Origin of the sequence: Lentzea sp. NPDC058436, from assembly GCF_042721515.1 — a bacterium.
GTDB lineage: Bacteria > Actinomycetota > Actinomycetes > Mycobacteriales > Pseudonocardiaceae > Lentzea.
Map to the genome: position 1 here is coordinate 21,345 of NZ_JBHXLF010000038.1, position 15,779 is coordinate 37,123.

The following is a 15,779-nucleotide window of genomic DNA, read 5'->3' on the forward strand; positions in this document are numbered from 1 at the left end:
GAACCTCACACTGGTGTCAGGTGCAAGACCGATCGGGAGGACTCATGCGCATCGGCGAACTGTCGCAGGCCAGCGGCGTCAGCGCCCGCTCGTTGCGCTACTACGAGGAGCAGGGGCTGATCCGCTCCACGCGCAGCGCGGGAGGGTGGCGGGACTTCGACCCGTCCGCGGTCGAACGGGTCGTGATGATCCAGCACCTGTTCGCCGCAGGCCTGTGCAGCGTCACGGTCGGCGAACTGCTGCCCTGCCTGGAGGCGGAGCCCGAGGAGCGCACCGGGGTCATGGAGGCGCTCCTGGCCCAGGAGGTCGCGCGGCTCGAAGCCAAGCGGCGCGACATCGACCGCGAACTCGAGGTGCTGAACGCCCTCCGGCAGGACGTGAGCCGCTAGACCAGCTTGCCGGGGTTCAGGATCCCGGTCGGGTCTAGCCGGTCCTTCACGGCACGCAGCACGTCCACCCCGACGGCCCCGATCTCCTTCTCCAGCCAGGGAAGGTGATCCCGTCCCACGGCGTGGTGGTGGGTGATCGTGCCGAGCCGGGAGATCGCGTCGGAGGCCGCGATCTTCGCCTTCGCCCACTGCCCCACCGGATCTGCGAGATCTCGCGGCACCAGCACGGTGAAGTACAGCGAGGCTCCGGTCTCGTAGGCGTGCGAGACGTGGCACATCACCACGGGGTTCCCGAGCTCGGCGACCAACGCGTCCCGCACGGCGTCACGCAGTTCGGACACGCGTGACCAGTGGGTCGCGGTCTCCAGCGTCTCGACGCACACGCCGGCGTCCAGCAACGCGTCGCGCTGCCGCGGCCCGTTGAACCGCCCGTGCAGCCAGGAAGCGCCCATCGCCCGTCCGAGCCGCACGACCTTGTGGCCGCTCAACGCACTCATGGTCGCGGAACGGGAGCGGCACTCCCATCCGAGGATCACCAGGCAGGGCTGCTTCACCCCGCGCACCTTCAGGTACTTCTTCACGATGTCGGCCTTGGGCCCCGCCAGCTCCAGCGCGACCTCGGTCTCGTCCACATCGGACAGACGCGTGATGTCGGCCAGCGCCCCGGCCTGAGCCAGGGACCGCACGAGCGAGACGCCCGTCTCCCACCCGTCCACGACGAAGCCCTCGTACCGCGGCCCGTACGGCTTGGGGCGCACCCGCACGGAGACCTCGGTGATGACGCCGAAAAGTCCTTCGCTGCCCAGCACGAGCTGCTTCAGGTCTGGCCCGGCCGCGGACGCGGGCGCGGCGCCGGCCACCCACTCGCCCACGGGCGTGGCGACGCGCACCGACTCGACCATGTCCTCGAAGCGCCCGTAGCCGGAGGACGCCTGACCGGCGGACCGGGTGGCGGCGAAACCTCCGATCGTCGCCCGTTCGAACGACTGCGGCACGTGCCCGAGCGTGAACCCGTGCTCTCCCAGCAGTCTTTCGGCCTCCGGACCGGTCAGCCCCGCCTGCAGCACCGCGACCCGCGACACGGGGTCGACGGACACCAGCGCCCCGAGCCCGGCCAGGTCCAGCGCCACCACAGCGGACTTGGACCCGCGCAACGCCTCGACCCCGCCGACGACGGACGTACCGCCACCGAACGGCACCACGGCGACGTCGTGCTCGACGCAGACCTTCAGCACCTCGGCGACCTCTTCGGGCGAGACGGGCTGCACCACGGCGTCCGGCACCGGCAGGTCCCCGTGCCCGCGGCGGCGCAGCAGGTCCAGGTAGGACAGGCCGCCGGCCCGACCGAGCCGGTCCTCGTCCTCGATCGAGATCGCGCTGACCGCCTCCAACGCCGTGAAGGCGTCGGTGGTGAGCGCGGACGGAGGCACCTCCACGAGCACCTCGGCGAACGGTTCGCCCAGCCCGACGCGCTGACTGAGCCACGCCAGCGCATGCGGCGGCAACGGCACGGTTTCGGTGGTCCATCGGGCTCTGGTCACTGCTACAGTGTTACACATGACGTCTCAACGTCACACCCACGACGCTCTGCTCGACGCCACCCGTGAGTGTGTTCTGGAGGTCGGAGTCCGCCGGACGACCCTCACCGACGTGGCGAAACGGGCCAACGTGAGCCGCATGACGCTCTACCGGCGCTACCCGGACGTCGACCACCTGGTCAGGGCCCTGATGACGCGGGAGTTCGCCGCGATCCTCGAAGCGGTGGAACGGGCCGGCGGGCACGGGAACGCCCGTCAGCAGCTCGTTCAGCGGGCCGTGGACGCCATCCGGCTGCTCGACGCCAACCCCCTGATGCAACGGGTGCTGCAGCTCGACGCCGACCTGATGCTGCCGTACCTCACCGACCGGCTCGGCAGCACGCAACGGCTGGTCGAGCAGTTCCTCGTCGCGCAGGTCGAGGCGGGCCATCTCGACGGGTCGATCCGGTTCGGCGACGCCAAGACGCAGGCGCGCGTCGTGCTGCTGAGCACGCAGTCGATGGTGCTGAGCACGCGGCCCGCCACGTCCGGGCTCGACTTCACCGCGTTGCTCGACGAGCTCGCGAAGCAGCTGGACGGAGCCCTGAAGCCGTGAACACGTCCCTGAACGCCGCCCGGCGCGAGCAGGACCTCGAAGCAGCACAACAGGAAGTCGCCGACGTCCTCGTGATCGGCGGCGGCGTCACGGGCGCGGGTGTCGCGCTCGACGCGGCGTCGCGGGGTCTCAAGACCGTGCTCCTGGAGGCGCACGACCTGGCGTTCGGAACGTCGCGGTGGTCCAGCAAGCTCGTCCACGGCGGCCTGCGCTACCTCGCGAAGGGCGACGTGCGGCTCGCGCACGAGAGCGCCGTCGAGCGCGGCATCCTGATGACCAGGACGGCACCGCACCTGACCCGCACGCTGCCGATGCTGTTCCCGTTGCACTCCACCGCGGGCCACTTCGTCATGTCCGGCTTCCGCGCGGGCAACGCGCTGCGCATCGCCGCGCGCACACCGTCGGACGTGCTGCCGGGCCCTCGCCGGGTGCCCAGGCACGAGGCACTGGCGCTGGTTCCCGGCCTCGACCCGGCCGGGCTGACCGGCGGACTGCTGAGCTACGACGGCCAGCTCGTCGACGACGCCCGGCTCGTCGTGGCACTGGCCCGCACGGCGGCCGGCCACGGCGCGAGGATCATCACCCGCGCGAAAGTCGTGACGCTGCAAGGAGATGGCGCCGAGGTGCACGACACGCTCACCGGCACCACGTTCACCGTCAGGGCCAAGGCGGTGATCAACGCGACCGGCGTCTGGGCCGGCACGCTCGCCCCGGTGCACCTGCGCCCGTCCCGCGGCTCGCACCTGGTGGTCGACGCGCGGGCCGCCGGCCTCACGGGCACGGCGCTGACCATCCCGGTCCCCGGCGAGCACAACCGCTACGCCTTCCTGCTGCCCCAGGCGAACGGCCGCGCGTACCTCGGCCTCACCGACGAGCCGGTCGACGACGTCCCGGACGTGCCGACCGTCCCGGAGTCCGATGTGGACTTCCTGCTCACGACCGCTTCCCAGGTGCTGCAACGGGATCTCACGCGGGCCGACGTGATCGGCAGCTACGCGGGCCTTCGCCCGTTGCTCCAGGCCGACGGCAAGACCGCGGACCTCTCGCGCCACCACGCCGTGCTCACGGCACCGAACGGCGTGATCACCGTCGTCGGCGGCAAGCTCACCACGTACCGCAGGATGGCGGCGGACGCGGTGGACGCCACGAACCTGACGCGAATCCCCTGCCGCACCAAGGACATCCGCCTGGTCGACGACAGGCCCGCGCCCACCACCCCGATCGCACCCGGCGTCACCGAGGCCGACGTCGTCCACGCGATCCGGCACGAGGGCGCGCTGGACGCCGACGACGTCCTCGACCGGCGCACCCGCATCGGACTGGTGCCGCAGGACCGCGCGAAGGCGGCGCCGGAGATCGCGAAACTCCTGACCAACGCATGAAGAACGGGGCGCCCCGTGAGGGACGCCCCGTTCTCAGCGCAAGGATCTCAGTGCGGGATCAGCGAGGTCACTCGCCGATGACCGGCTTCGCGGCCTTGGGCGGGTCGACCAGCGCCTCGCCCTCGATCCGGACCTTCCGCTTGTGCTCGTTGCTGCCGCCCTGCTGGCCACCGGCACCGCCCATCGGAGCGCCGCCCATCATGCCGGCGCCCATGCCGCCGCCGCCCTTGCCGCCACCAGCGGCACCGGCCGCCGCGGCGGGAGCGGCACCGGCGGCACCGCTGCCGGACGCCATGACGCCCGCGGCGCCACCGAACTGGGTCGCCGAAGTACCACCGGCGCCACCGCCACCGGCAGGGCCACCGCCGAAGCCGGCGGGCATGCCGCCGCCTCCGCCGCCACCCATGCCCTTGGGCACGCCGCCACCGCCACCACCGGCGCCGCCTCCAGCGGCAGCCGTCGCGGCGTGGTCGTTGGTCATCGGGCGGTACCACTCGTTGTTCGTCATGCCCGGCGGGGGAACGATCGACGGAGGCTTGACCCCGGTGTTGCCACCGGCCGTCGTGGTCGTGTCGGGCTCCCAGTGACCGGGAACCCAGCGGCCGGGACCGCTGGTGCCCGCACCGGAGCCCGTGCCCGTGCCGGGCGGGGTGTAGCCGGGGGTGCCCGGGCCGCCGGAGCCGGAACCGGCCCCACCGCCGGGACGGCCGCCCTGGCCGCCGGGAGGCGTGTAGATCGGGCTGCCGGGGGAACCGGGACCCACGCCCGTGCCGGGGCCGCCAGGACCGCCCTGGTAGCCGCCCTGGCCGCCGGGGTTCTCCCAGCCGGGCCGGACCTGCTGGCCGCCGCTCGCGGCAGGCAGCGTGCCACCGGCGTACCCGCCGCCGGCGCCGCTGGTGAACGTGCCGCCCGCACCGGACGAGGCCCGGTCCTGGTCGCCGCCGCGGATGCCGTCGAAGCCACCGGCGGTGTTGCGGACGGAACCGCCGCCGGCACCGCCCTTGCCGCCGTTGGCCAGCGACGAGATCGCGTCGATGATCGTCTTGGCGGCGTTGGCGATCTGCGAGACCGACTGGATCAGCTTCAGCAGCTTCTGCACGGAGCCGACGAGCTTCTGCAGGAAGTCGGAGAGCTTCTTCGCGTAGTTGACCGCGGTCGTGACGATGTCCGCGATCGCGCCCGCGATGGCCGCGCCGAAGGTCAGGAACGAGGCCGCGAGCCACTGGATGATCTTCATGACCATGTCGGACACGGCCTGGCTGATCAGGTCCATGATCATCTTGCGGACGGTGCCGACCAGCTCACCGGCGCCCTTCACCGCGCCCGCGATGCCGTCGACCGACTTCGCGAGGGTCTCCAGGCCGGTCGCGTGCCGCTTGGCGGCGGCGCGGTAGCCGTCGGCCGCCCTGCCCTGCCACTCGCGGGTCTGCGAGACGCAGATCTTCTCGTACTCGGTCGCGATGCCCTTGACCTGCTTGCCCGCGCTCTTGAACGACTCGGACATCTTGGCGATGGACTCGGGGCTGCCGAGCAGGACGTCGAACGGCTCGCGCAGGAAGTCGACGTGCTGGATGGCCCAGCTGAAGCCGGCGGAGAGGAAGCCGCTGAGAGGGTTCGCGGACGAGCCGATGATGCCCATGGCCGCGTTCGCGATGCCGAGGCCACCACTGACCCAGTCGCCGCTCTCGATGGACTTGTAGGCGTTCGAGACGTTGTTGAACAGCTGCGCGGTGTCACCGCTGGACTGCGTCGCAGGGGCGTTCATCCCCGGCCTCCCTTGAAGCCGAACATGTTGTCGAGGTCGACCTGCTCGTACTGCTCGACGGTCTTCTTGAGCCCGTTACCCATGTCCATCAGCGAGTTCGCGGCCTTGCCGAGCATGTCCTGCGACAGGCCGGCCTCCTGGAGGACCTTCGACGCCAGGAACCCGAGGAAGACGCCGAACGCCTCCGTCGTCAGGGCACCCGGATCGCACGTCTCGGTGGCCTTGCGCATCCGTTCCATGAGCCGGTCCACGCTGGCGGCGTGGGTTCTCAGCTCGTCGAGGTCGATGTTGAAGTGCTGCTGCATGCCTAACCCCCTCCTGCACTCAGGCCATGACGTCGGGCGGGTTGGTGAAGTACTCGTCGTCGGGCCGTACGTCCTTGCGCTCCAACTCCGACTTCGGTTCCTCCTCGTCGGTTCCGTCGCCCTTGTATCCGTTCGGCATCTGCGCCTTCACGAACTCGAGCGCCGGGCTGTCGCCGACGAAGTCCGTCATGATCTGGACCACCCGCCCGGAGGCGTCCCTCTGGGCCTTTGCCGAGGCAGCGAGCACCGCGGAGGCGATCTCACCGGGGTCCATGCCGCGGGCCGCCGGCTTGATCTGGAGATCGGTCAGCACGCCTGTCGCGTTAACTGTCACCGTGATCAGGCCGTCTGGCGAGCTGGCGCTGCCACCCACACCACCGAGCTGGTCTCGTGCCTGTTCGGCGTGCTGCTTGGCCTGCTCGATCTTGGCCCCGTACTGCTTGAGCCACTGATCGGGGTCGATGGGCTGCATGGTCACCCCCGTTGAGTGAATTGGTCGTTCGTTCGATTCGCCGTAGACGCCCGTATCGTTTCACTCGTTCCCTGCTCACCGATACTTTCAGTGCGATTACCGCCATCCGGGCTAACGAAGGGGTTCACCGTGCCTGAGGGAGTGCTGGAGGTCGATCGGATCTCCAAGCGCTACGGGGAGGTCGTCGCCCTGCGGGACATGTCGTTCGACGTGCGCGCCGGCGAGCTCTTCGGATTCGTCGGCAGCAACGGCGCCGGGAAGACCACGGCCATGCGCATCGCGCTGGGCGTGCTCTCGGCCGACTCCGGCGAGGTGCGGTGGAACGGGAGAACCGTCGACCTCGACACACGCCGCCGCATCGGCTACATGCCGGAGGAGCGCGGCCTGTACCCGCGGATGAAGGTGCTCGACCAGCTGGTCTACCTGGCCGAACTGCACGGCATGGGCACCAACGAGGCCCACACGAACGCGGAGAACTGGATCGCGCGCCTCGGCCTGCGCGACCGCCGCACCGACGAGGTGCAGCGGCTGAGCCTCGGCAACCAGCAGCGCGTCCAGCTGGCCGCCGCGCTGGTGCACGAGCCGGACGTGCTGGTGCTCGACGAGCCGTTCTCCGGCCTCGACCCGGTCGCGGTCGACGTGATGAGCCAGGTCCTGCGCGAGAAGGCCTCCGCCGGGGTGCCCGTGGTGTTCTCCAGCCACCAGCTCGACCTGGTCGAACGGCTCTGCGACCGGGTCGGCATCGTCAGCGCCGGTTCGATGGTCGCGAGCGGAACGGTGGACGAGCTCCGTTCGGGTGGCGTACCTCGCCTCGTCGTGGAGTCGCCAACGACCGAGTGGACTGCCACCCTGGGTGGTGTGCGGGTGATCGAGAAGAACGGGACGCGCTGCGTGCTCGAACTCGCCGACGGCGTGGACGACCAGGCGGTGCTGCACGCGGCACTCGCGGCGGGTCCGGTCCACGAGTTCTCGCGGCAGCGCCCGTCGCTGACCGAGCTGTTCCGCAACGTGGTGACCACCGAGGGCAGGAGCGCATGACGTCGGCACGAGCGGTCTCGCTGGTGGCGAAGCGCGAGTTCGTCACGAAGGTGCGCACCAGGTCGTTCCTCATCGGCACAGCGGTGATCATCGCCGTGCTCGCCGGGTACGTGGTGCTGCAGTCGGTCCTGTTCGACGACCAGCAGCGCAGTGTCGTCGGCCTGTCCGGCCAGGCAACGCAGCTCGCGGACCCGTTGAAGGAGAAGGCGAAGGCGTTCGGCATCGAGGTCGAGACGCGCGACGTCACGGTCGTGGGCGACGCCGAGCAGCAGGTCCGCGACGGTTCGCTGGACGCTCTGGTCACCGGTGCGCCGCCAGAGCTGAAGATGATCGTCAAGGGCTCCGGCGACGAGGTGCTGACGACCGCGCTGAACGACGTGCTGCGCCAGCAGGTGCTGACCGCGCAGCTCGCGGAGGCGGGCATCACCCCGCAGGAGGTCGCCCAGAGCCTCGCGAACGCCGGGGTGACCGTCACCGCGCTGGAACCCGTTGACCCGCAACGAGGTCAGCGCCTCGCCATCGGGTTGATCGTCGCCGCGCTGCTGTACTACTCGCTGCTGGTCTACGGCACGATGGTCGCGCAGGGCGTGGTCGAGGAGAAGTCCAGCCGGGTCGTGGAGCTCCTGCTCGCGACCCTGCGGCCGTGGCAGTTGTTGCTGGGCAAGGTGATCGGGCTCGGCGCGGTCGGCCTGCTGCAGCTGCTGGTGATCTCCACGGTCGGCCTGGCGCTGTCGTCCGCGTTCGACGTGGTCGACGTCGGCACGCTGGGCGGCGCGGCCCTGCTGACCGGCGTGCTCTGGTACCTGCTCGGCTTCTTCCTGTACGCCACGGTGTTCGCGGCCGCCGCGTCGCTCGTGTCGCGGCAGGAGGAGCTGCAGTCGGTGCTGACGCCGATCAGCATGACGATCATCGTGGCGTTCGTGGCGGGCATCAACCTGATGATCGGCAGCCCGTCCGGCCCGACGGTCACCGTGCTGTCGCTGCTGCCGCCGTTCGCCCCGATCCTGATGCCGGGCCGGATGGCGCTGGGCGTGGCGCCGGCCTGGCAGGTGGTGCTCGCGGTCGTGCTGGCGCTGCTGGCCATCGCGGCCATCACGTGGCTGGGCGGCAAGGTCTACGCGAACGCCGTGCTGAGGACCGGCGCTCGCGTCAAGCTCCGCGAGGCCCTCAGGCTTTGATCGCCTGGTAGCGGTCGAGCGCCACCTGGCGTTCGACCGCGTGGTCGACGATCGGCGTGATCTCGTGCGAGTCCGGCGCGTACCTGCGCACGTAGGCGCCGTCCGGGTCGAACTTCTTGGCCTGCGTCATCGGGTTGAAGACCCGGAAGAACGGCGACGCGTCCGTGCCGCTGCCCGCGACCCACTGCCAGTTGTGCTGGTTCGAGGCGATGTCGCCGTCGATCAGGTGGTTCATGAAGTGCCGCGCGCCCCACCACCACGGCAGGTGCAGGTCCTTGACCAGGAAGCTCGCCACGATCATGCGCACCCGGTTGTGCATGAAGCCTTCTTCGAGCAGCTGCCTCATGCCGGCGTCGACGATCGGGAACCCCGTTCGGCCTTCCTGCCAGGCCTCGAACATCTCCTTGTCGTCGTCGAGCTGCATGCGGTCGAACTTGCGGTCGAGGTTCTGCCGCGCGGTCTCCGGCTTGTGCCAGAGGACGTCGGCGTAGAACTCGCGCCACGCGAGCTCGCTGCGGAACGTTCCGTCACAGTCCTGGAGCAGCGTGCGGGGGTGCAGCACACCCCACCGCAGGAACGCCGACAGCCTGCTCGTGGCGTCGAGGTCGGGCCGGTCGCGGGTCTTGTCGTAGTCCTGCAGCCGTTCGTCGCGGAACTCCTCCCAGAGTTGGTGAGCGTCGGGGAGTTTCTCTTTGATCGCCGGGATTCCGGTGCTGTGGCCGGGCCTGATCCAGTCCAGAGTGGACGCGTCGGTGTCCGCGGGCCTGCGCCAGCCGTGCTCCAGCCAGGCGTTGCGGAACGGCGTGAAGACCTTGAACGGCGTGCCGTCCTGCTTGCGCACCCGTCCCGGCGCCACGGCGTAGGGCGACCCGGAGCGGACGAGTTCGATGTCCCCCAACGCTTCTTCGACGGCTTCGTCGCGTTTGCGGCCGTACGGCGCGTAGTCCGCGGAGATGTGGACACTGCCCGCGCCGATTTCCTTCGCGATGCGCGGAACGGTCTTCACGGGATCACCGTGCACCACCATCAGGCGGCCGCCCAGTTCGTCGTTCAACGCGTGCAAACAGCGGTGCAGGAAATCGATTCGCGCCTGCCCCGACGGTTTCAGCAACCGGTCGTCGAGAACGAACAACGCGAGTGCGCGAGGTGACCTTTCCGCGGCCGCGAGAATGGCCGGATGATCGGATGTCCGCAGATCACGGCGGAACCAGACGAGAGAGGGTTCGGAACTCACCGTTCGACGCTAAAACGAGTGGGGCCCGCCTGCATGACAGGCGGGCCCCACTCGGGTGAAACAGCGACTGACTAGCGGTTCTCCATCGCGATGAAGTCGCGCTCGGTCGGGCCGGTGTAGATCTGCCGCGGGCGGCCGATCTTGGTGGCCGGGTCGTTGATCATCTCGCGCCAGTGCGCGATCCAGCCGGGGAGCCGGCCGAGCGCGAACAGCACCGTGAAGAACTTGGTCGGGAAGCCCATCGCCCGGTAGATCAGACCCGTGTAGAAGTCCACGTTCGGGTAGAGCTTGCGGGAGATGAAGTAGTCGTCGCTCAGCGCGGCTTCTTCCAGCTGCTTCGCGATGTCGAGCAGCTGGTCGTCGGCGCCGAGCTTGCCGAGGATCTCGTCGGCCGTCTTCTTGATGATCGCGGCGCGCGGGTCGTAGTTCTTGTAGACCCGGTGGCCGAAGCCCATCAGGCGGACGCCGTCCTCCTTGTTCTTCACCTTGTTGACGAACGACTGCACGTCGCCGCCATCGTTCTTGATCTTCTCCAGCATCTCCAGCACCGCGCTGTTCGCGCCGCCGTGCAGCGGGCCGAACAGGGCGTTGATGCCCGCGGAGATGGACGCGAAGAGGTTCGCCTCGGAGGAGCCGACCAGGCGCACGGTCGACGTGGAGCAGTTCTGCTCGTGGTCGGCGTGCAGGATGAAGAGCAGGTCGAGCGCGCGGACCAGGTCCGGGTCGAGGTCGTAGGCCTCCGCGGGGAACCCGAAGGTCATCCGCAGGAAGTTCTCCACCAGGCCCAGGGAGTTGTCCGGGTAGAGGAACGGCTGGCCGACCGACTTCTTGTACGCGTAGGCCGCGATGGTCGGCAGCTTGGCGAGGAGGCGGATCGTGGAGATCTCCACCTGGTTCGCGTCGAACGGCGACAGCGAGTCCTGGTAGAAGGTCGACAGCGCGGAGACCGCGGACGACAGCACCGGCATGGGGTGCGCGTCGCGCGGGAAGCCGTCGAAGAAGCGCTTGAGGTCCTCGTGCAGCAGCGTGTGCCTGCTGATCTTGGAGGTGAAGTCCTCGAGCTGCGCTGCGGTCGGAAGCTCGCCGTAGATCAGGAGGTACGAGACCTCCGCGAAGTTCGAGCGCGCGGCCAACTGCTCGATCGGGTACCCGCGGTAACGCAGAATGCCTGCGTCACCGTCGATGTAGGTGATCTCGGAGGAGCAGGAGGCGGTGTTGACGAAGCCGGTGTCCAGGGTCACCAGACCGGTCGTCGACAGCAGCTTGCCGAGTTCGATGCCGGAGGAGCCTTCGGACGCCGGCACCACCTTCATCTCGAGCTCTCCGCCCCCATGGCGCAGCGCGACGGTCTGTGGGTCGGTCGGCGCAGTCGTCGCGTCGGGCATTCAAGTCCCTCTCAACGCTCGGACGGGGTGGCGGCAGGCCACGCTGGGCCTGCCGTCGTCTCGGACCACCCCGTTGGGATCTGAGTCTTCAAGTCCACTCACGCTAGTCGGCGGAAGGCCCGCCTCGCAGCAGCGGTGTGAACCGATTCTGTGAGATGGGACCGGCATCACATCCGTAATGCCAGTTTCTAGCGCGGCTACCCCACGGTAGTCCGATCCTCCGTTTTATCCACCCAACGCGGCGGTGAGTTCGCTCGCAAAGGGCGGTTCGGCACCCGCACGGGAACATGTGATCGCGGCAGCGGCACCCGCATACGTCAATGCGGCCGTCCATTCCTCGGTGGAGAGTCCGCTGATCTTCTCGACGCTGAGCGCGTCGTGGTCGTGCAGCCACGCGAGCAGGGCACCTTGCACGGTGTCGCCCGCCCCGATCGTGTCGACCACGTCCACCTTCACGGGTGGCACGTCGACCTGTCCGGTGGCGGTGATCACCGAGAGACCGTCTCCACCTTTCGTCAGAACGACGGCGGCGGGTCCCTGTGAAATCCACGTCCTTGCGATCTCGATCACGTCGTCTTCTTCGGCGAGCCACTGCGCGTCCTCGACCGAGAGCTTCAGCAGACCGACGTCCGGCAGCCACGAGCGGAACCGCGCCCGATAGGCGCCCGGATCGTGGATGAGACCGGCCCGGATGTTGGGGTCGAGCGCAGTGAGCAAGCGCTTGCTCTCGCGCCGCAACACCGTCTCGTAGACCGAGGCGCCGGGCTCCAGCACCAACGACAGCGTGCCGAACGACACGGCCTTCGCGTCCGCGGGCAGCGGGCCGGGGTCCTCGACGAGCCGGTCGGCGGTGCCGTCGACGTAGAACGCGTACCGCGCGCTGCCGTCCTCGGTGAGCCCCACGACGGCGAGCGTGGTGTTCTCCGGTCCACGTTGGACGAGTTCCGTCCCCACCTTCGACGCGTGCAGCCGCTTCACCAACTGCTCACCGAAGTGGTCGGTCGAGACCCGCGACAGGAACCCCGTCGGCACGTCCAGCCGCCCGAGCGCGACGGCCACGTTGTACGGCCCGCCACCGAGCTTGGGCGCGAGCGGCGTCAGCTCGTCGTCCCCCACCGGCACCATGTCGACGAGTGCCTCACCAGCAACCACGATCACTGCGTTCTACTCCTTCGGGGAAGCGCCCGTCCTCTGCAGCCCATCCAACAGCAGTTCACCCAGCGCGGTGAACGCTTCGGCGTCCGAAACGCCTGCCCGCTTCGTGAGAACGCCCGTCTGGATGCCCTCGATGAGCAGGCCGGCCATCTCCGCGAACAACGTGGCGTGCACCTCGCGGAACACGTGCCGCTCGACACCGTCCTGGATGAACGACTTGATGCGCTCGGCCGCAGCGCGCGCGTTGCGCTCGTACGTGGCGCGCGTGGGCGGGAAGTCGGACACGTCCGCGATGAACGCCGCCGAGGCCTTGCTCAGCTCCTCAGCGGCGCCCGCGAGGTAGCTGCCGATGCGTTTGCGCACGTCGTTGAGGCCCGCGATGCGCTTCTCGATGCGTTCGGCGGCACCTTTGAAGTACCGGCCGACGACCCGGACGGCCAGCTGCTCCTTGCTGCCCGCGAGCGCGTACAGCGTGGACTTCGAGCAGTGCAGCCTGCCCGCGATGTCGTCCAGCGTGAAATGCCCGAAGCCCTCGGTGAGGAACAACGCCTCCAACCGGGTGAGCAGCTCGGCCTGCCGCTGCGTGAGAGCCCGCGTCATGGTGAGGACCCTGCCACATTCACTGGCTGCTGTACTGCACAACGCACTAGAGTACTGCTAACAGTACTCAACGGAGGTCGACGATGCCCGCCGAGCGGTTGCTCCCCACGCAAGAGGCCGAGGACCTGATCGCGCTGGTCAGGGAGATCGCGCGGGACGAGCTCAAGCCCCACGCCGCGGACGCGGAGGAGAACGAGAAGTTCCCCCGCGACGCGTTCCGCCTGCTGGGCAGGTCCGGCCTGCTGGGCCTGCCGTACCCCGAGGAGTTCGGCGGCGGCGCCCAGCCCTACGAGGTGTACCTGCAGGCCCTCGAAGAGGTCGCCTCCGCGTGGATGACGGTCGCCGTGGGCCTCTCCGTGCACGTCATGTCGTGCTACGGCCTCGCCACGTTCGGCAGCCGCGAGCAGCAGGACCGCTGGCTCCCCGAGATGCTCGAAGGCGAACTGCTCGGCGGCTACGCCCTCTCCGAGGTCCAGGCGGGCTCCGACCCGGCCGCCATGGCGACCAGGGCCGTCCGCCAGGGCTCCGACTACGTCGTGAACGGCACCAAGGCGTGGATCACGCACGCCGGCGCCGCCGACTTCTACACCCTGATGGCCCGCACGTCCCCCGACGCGGGCCGGGGCATCTCCTGCTTCCTCGCACCGGGCGAGTCAGAAGGCCTCCAGGCCGCCACCCCAGAACGCAAGATGGGCCTCACCGGCTCCATCACGGCACAGCTGGCGTTCGACGACGTCCGCTTCGGCACCGACCGCCTGATCGGCAACGAGGGCGACGGCCTCAAGATCGCACTGTCCGCTTTGGACTCGGGCCGCCTCGGCATCGCGGCCTGCGCGGTGGGCCTGGCCCAAGCGGCCCTCGACGAGGCAGTGGCGTACGCCAAGACCCGAACCCAGTTCGGCCGCCCGATCATCGAGTTCCAGGGCCTCGAATTCCTCCTGGCGGACATGGCGGCGGCAGTCGAATCGGCCCGCGCCACCTACCTCCAGGCAGCCCGCCGCCGAGACCGCGGCCTCCCGTTCCGCCAGCAGGCGTCGATCGCCAAGCTCGTCGCCACGGACGCGGCGATGAAGGTGACGACCGACGCCGTGCAGGTGCTCGGCGGCGCGGGCTACACCCGCGACTTCCCGGTCGAGCGCTACATGCGCGAGGCCAAGGTCCTGCAGATCTTCGAGGGCACCAACCAGATCCAGCGCCTCGTCATCGGCAGGGGCCTGCGCTAGTCAGCTCTCCCGGTAGAAGGGGTCGGCCACGACCCCTTCACCCTTCTCCTCGTTCCACGTGTAAACCTCACGCCCCTGCACGAACACGTGCAGCGCGCGGCTCATCACGTCCAGCGGGTCCCCGGACCAGATGACGACATCACCGTCCAGCCCGACCTTCAACGACCCGACCCGGTCGTCCAAACCCATGATCCGCGCCGGATTCGTGGTGATGGACTTCAACGCGACGTCGCTGTCGAGCCCCTCCTTCACCGCCAGCGTGGCCTGATGAACCAGGAAGTGAATGGGCACAACGGGATGGTCGGTCGTGATCGCCAACTCCACCCCGGCCCGCGCCAGGATCCCGGGGTTGCGCAACCCCCGGTTGCGAAGCTCCACTTTGGACCGTGACGTGAACAGCGGCCCGATGATGACCGGAATCTGCTTGTCGGCGATGACGTCCGCGATCAGATGACCTTCGGTCCCGTGGTTGAGGATCAACCGATACCCGAACTCCTCGGACAACCGAATCGCCGTGGCGATGTCGTCGGCCCGGTGCGCGTGCTGACACCACCCCAGCTCACCGCTGAGCACCTTGCCGAGGATCTCCATGGTGTTGTCGCGGTCGAAGGACTTCCCGTCAGCCTCGGCCTCAGCCTTCTTGGCCGCGTAGTCCTGCGCCTTGGTCAGCTGATCCCGGATGACCGCCGCAACCCCTTGGCGAGTGGACGGCAACTTCCCCTTCTCGCCGTACACCCGCTTCGGGTTCTCCCCAAGCGCACTCTTAACACTGACGGGCTCCTTGACGAGCATCTCGTCAACAGTCCGCCCCCAGCACTTGATGGCGACAGTCTGCCCACCGATGGGATTGCCAGACCCCGGCTTGATCACGGCAGTGGTCACCCCACCACTCAGCGCGTCGGCAAACCCGAGGTCAGCAGGGTTGATCGCGTCAAGCGCCCGCATCCGAGCCCCGACGGGATCAGTCATCTCGTTGGTGTCCTGCCCGGCCCAGCCCTCAGCCTCTTCGTGGACACCGATGTGCCCGTGCGCCTCGACAAAGCCGGGCAACACCCAGGCCCCGTCAGCGTCGACGACCTGAACGCCATCGGGAATGTCGACGTCAGAGCCGACCGCGACGATCTTCCCGTCCTGGATGAGGACAGTGCCGCCTTCGACGGGTTCGCCGTCGACGGGCACGACGTAGCCACCGGTGATCGCGATGTTCATGGTTAGCAACGCTAACGGTTGGGACGGGAGACGGCCACCCCGAACAGCCGCGAAGGGGAGGTGGGGACGGTCGGCGGGAGGCGGAGTGGCAGGCAGCGGGAGACGGCGCTAAGCGGCGGAGGTGGCTGGCGACCGAGGTGGCTGGCGGCAGCGCGATGCCGCAGGCGAGCCGTGTGATCGGTGCGACGCCGAAGGCGAGCCGTCTTTAGCAAAGAGGAACCGGCGGTGGGGTCCCATCACGAGTCGCGCCATAGCTCTTGCTGCATCAGAGGAGGGGTGTCAAACCGCCACGCTTTTCGGCGGTTTGACAC

15 protein-coding genes are annotated in these 15,779 nt (G+C 69.0%); 6 read left to right on the plus strand and 9 right to left on the minus strand.

Features of this window, described 5'->3' with window-relative positions; all coding sequences use genetic code 11:
- The first annotated feature begins 44 nt into the window (after nucleotides 1-44).
- On the plus strand, nucleotides 45-389 hold the full coding sequence (locus tag ACFWN2_RS45530; RefSeq protein ID WP_382436981.1) for a MerR family transcriptional regulator: 345 nt from the start codon (nucleotides 45-47) through the stop codon (nucleotides 387-389).
- Here the strand turns inward: ACFWN2_RS45530 and ACFWN2_RS45535 are convergent.
- Nucleotides 386-1,948: an FAD-binding oxidoreductase gene (locus tag ACFWN2_RS45535; RefSeq protein ID WP_382436982.1), complete on the minus strand. Its 1,563-nt coding sequence runs from the start codon at nucleotides 1,946-1,948 to the stop codon at nucleotides 386-388. The genes ACFWN2_RS45530 and ACFWN2_RS45535 overlap by 4 nt on opposite strands.
- Between ACFWN2_RS45535 and ACFWN2_RS45540 the strand changes: the two genes are divergently transcribed.
- Both ACFWN2_RS45540 and ACFWN2_RS45545 read left to right on the plus strand, forming a co-directional pair.
- A complete protein-coding gene (locus ACFWN2_RS45540; protein ID WP_382436984.1) occupies nucleotides 1,947-2,522 on the plus strand; it encodes a TetR/AcrR family transcriptional regulator in 576 nt (191 codons plus the stop codon). The two genes, ACFWN2_RS45535 and ACFWN2_RS45540, sit on opposite strands and share 2 nt — an antisense overlap.
- Nucleotides 2,519-3,904, plus strand: a complete 1,386-nt coding sequence (locus ACFWN2_RS45545) for a glycerol-3-phosphate dehydrogenase/oxidase (protein WP_382436985.1) — start codon at nucleotides 2,519-2,521, stop codon at nucleotides 3,902-3,904. Before ACFWN2_RS45540 ends, ACFWN2_RS45545 begins: the two co-directional genes overlap by 4 nt.
- A 67-nt stretch (nucleotides 3,905-3,971) precedes the next feature.
- Here the strand turns inward: ACFWN2_RS45545 and ACFWN2_RS45550 are convergent, their stop codons facing one another.
- Genes ACFWN2_RS45550 through ACFWN2_RS45560 form a run of 3 tightly spaced genes read right to left on the minus strand, consistent with a single transcriptional unit; the run spans nucleotide 3,972 to nucleotide 6,446 of the window.
- Nucleotides 3,972-5,669, minus strand: a complete 1,698-nt coding sequence (locus ACFWN2_RS45550) for a WXG100 family type VII secretion target (RefSeq protein ID WP_382436986.1) — start codon at nucleotides 5,667-5,669, stop codon at nucleotides 3,972-3,974.
- Complete coding sequence (locus ACFWN2_RS45555; RefSeq protein WP_191303706.1) at nucleotides 5,666-5,974, minus strand: hypothetical protein; 309 nt, start codon at nucleotides 5,972-5,974, stop codon at nucleotides 5,666-5,668. The genes ACFWN2_RS45550 and ACFWN2_RS45555 overlap by 4 nt, the downstream gene beginning before the upstream one ends.
- A 19-nt stretch (nucleotides 5,975-5,993) precedes the next feature.
- A complete protein-coding gene (locus ACFWN2_RS45560) occupies nucleotides 5,994-6,446 on the minus strand; it encodes a YbaB/EbfC family nucleoid-associated protein (protein ID WP_382436996.1) in 453 nt (150 codons plus the stop codon).
- A gap of 129 nt (nucleotides 6,447-6,575) precedes the next feature.
- Between ACFWN2_RS45560 and ACFWN2_RS45565 the strand changes: the two genes are divergently transcribed.
- Complete coding sequence (locus ACFWN2_RS45565; RefSeq protein ID WP_382436987.1) at nucleotides 6,576-7,484, plus strand: ABC transporter ATP-binding protein; 909 nt, start codon at nucleotides 6,576-6,578, stop codon at nucleotides 7,482-7,484.
- Nucleotides 7,481-8,662: an ABC transporter permease gene (locus tag ACFWN2_RS45570; protein ID WP_382436988.1), complete on the plus strand. Its 1,182-nt coding sequence runs from the start codon at nucleotides 7,481-7,483 to the stop codon at nucleotides 8,660-8,662. Before ACFWN2_RS45565 ends, ACFWN2_RS45570 begins: the two co-directional genes overlap by 4 nt.
- On the opposite strand, the gene ACFWN2_RS45575 is transcribed toward ACFWN2_RS45570, so the two are convergent.
- The 4 genes from ACFWN2_RS45575 to ACFWN2_RS45590 all read right to left on the minus strand — a co-directional run bounded on the left by ACFWN2_RS45575 (nucleotide 8,652) and on the right by ACFWN2_RS45590 (nucleotide 13,036).
- Entirely contained in the window at nucleotides 8,652-9,896 is a 1,245-nt protein-coding gene (locus ACFWN2_RS45575; protein WP_382436989.1) for a cryptochrome/photolyase family protein, read from the minus strand. The two genes, ACFWN2_RS45570 and ACFWN2_RS45575, sit on opposite strands and share 11 nt — an antisense overlap.
- Before the next feature lie 71 nt (nucleotides 9,897-9,967).
- Nucleotides 9,968-11,281: a citrate synthase gene (locus tag ACFWN2_RS45580; protein WP_382436990.1), complete on the minus strand. Its 1,314-nt coding sequence runs from the start codon at nucleotides 11,279-11,281 to the stop codon at nucleotides 9,968-9,970.
- A 225-nt stretch (nucleotides 11,282-11,506) separates the two neighbouring features.
- The gene (locus ACFWN2_RS45585; RefSeq protein WP_382436991.1) at nucleotides 11,507-12,439 is read right to left on the minus strand and encodes a carbohydrate kinase; all 933 of its coding nucleotides are present in this window, start codon (nucleotides 12,437-12,439) and stop codon (nucleotides 11,507-11,509) included.
- Nucleotides 12,440-12,445: 6 nt separating this feature from the next.
- Nucleotides 12,446-13,036, minus strand: a complete 591-nt coding sequence (locus ACFWN2_RS45590) for a TetR/AcrR family transcriptional regulator (RefSeq protein WP_382436992.1) — start codon at nucleotides 13,034-13,036, stop codon at nucleotides 12,446-12,448.
- Between the two features lie 83 nt (nucleotides 13,037-13,119).
- On the opposite strand from ACFWN2_RS45590, the gene ACFWN2_RS45595 reads away from it, so the two are divergent.
- A complete protein-coding gene (locus ACFWN2_RS45595; RefSeq protein ID WP_382436993.1) occupies nucleotides 13,120-14,259 on the plus strand; it encodes an acyl-CoA dehydrogenase family protein in 1,140 nt (379 codons plus the stop codon).
- Here the strand turns inward: ACFWN2_RS45595 and ACFWN2_RS45600 are convergent, their stop codons facing one another.
- Nucleotides 14,260-15,468 carry an amidohydrolase gene (locus ACFWN2_RS45600; protein WP_382436994.1) on the minus strand — a complete coding sequence of 403 codons (1,209 nt, stop codon included), beginning with the start codon at nucleotides 15,466-15,468 and terminating at the stop codon, nucleotides 14,260-14,262. It abuts the gene before it with no gap.
- Nucleotides 15,469-15,779: the final 311 nt, after the last annotated feature.

Coding starts and splice junctions, on each gene's coding strand:
- ACFWN2_RS45530 (WP_382436981.1), top strand. CDS start 45: ATGCGCATCGGCGAACTGTCGCAGGCCAGCGGCGTCAGCGCCCGCTCG.
- ACFWN2_RS45540 (WP_382436984.1), top strand. CDS start 1,947: ATGACGTCTCAACGTCACACCCACGACGCTCTGCTCGACGCCACCCGT.
- ACFWN2_RS45535 (WP_382436982.1), bottom strand. CDS start 1,948: ATGTGTAACACTGTAGCAGTGACCAGAGCCCGATGGACCACCGAAACC.
- ACFWN2_RS45550 (WP_382436986.1), bottom strand. CDS start 5,669: ATGAACGCCCCTGCGACGCAGTCCAGCGGTGACACCGCGCAGCTGTTC.
- ACFWN2_RS45555 (WP_191303706.1), bottom strand. CDS start 5,974: ATGCAGCAGCACTTCAACATCGACCTCGACGAGCTGAGAACCCACGCC.
- ACFWN2_RS45560 (WP_382436996.1), bottom strand. CDS start 6,446: ATGCAGCCCATCGACCCCGATCAGTGGCTCAAGCAGTACGGGGCCAAG.
- ACFWN2_RS45570 (WP_382436988.1), top strand. CDS start 7,481: ATGACGTCGGCACGAGCGGTCTCGCTGGTGGCGAAGCGCGAGTTCGTC.
- ACFWN2_RS45580 (WP_382436990.1), bottom strand. CDS start 11,281: ATGCCCGACGCGACGACTGCGCCGACCGACCCACAGACCGTCGCGCTG.
- ACFWN2_RS45590 (WP_382436992.1), bottom strand. CDS start 13,036: ATGACGCGGGCTCTCACGCAGCGGCAGGCCGAGCTGCTCACCCGGTTG.
- ACFWN2_RS45595 (WP_382436993.1), top strand. CDS start 13,120: ATGCCCGCCGAGCGGTTGCTCCCCACGCAAGAGGCCGAGGACCTGATC.
- ACFWN2_RS45600 (WP_382436994.1), bottom strand. CDS start 15,468: ATGAACATCGCGATCACCGGTGGCTACGTCGTGCCCGTCGACGGCGAA.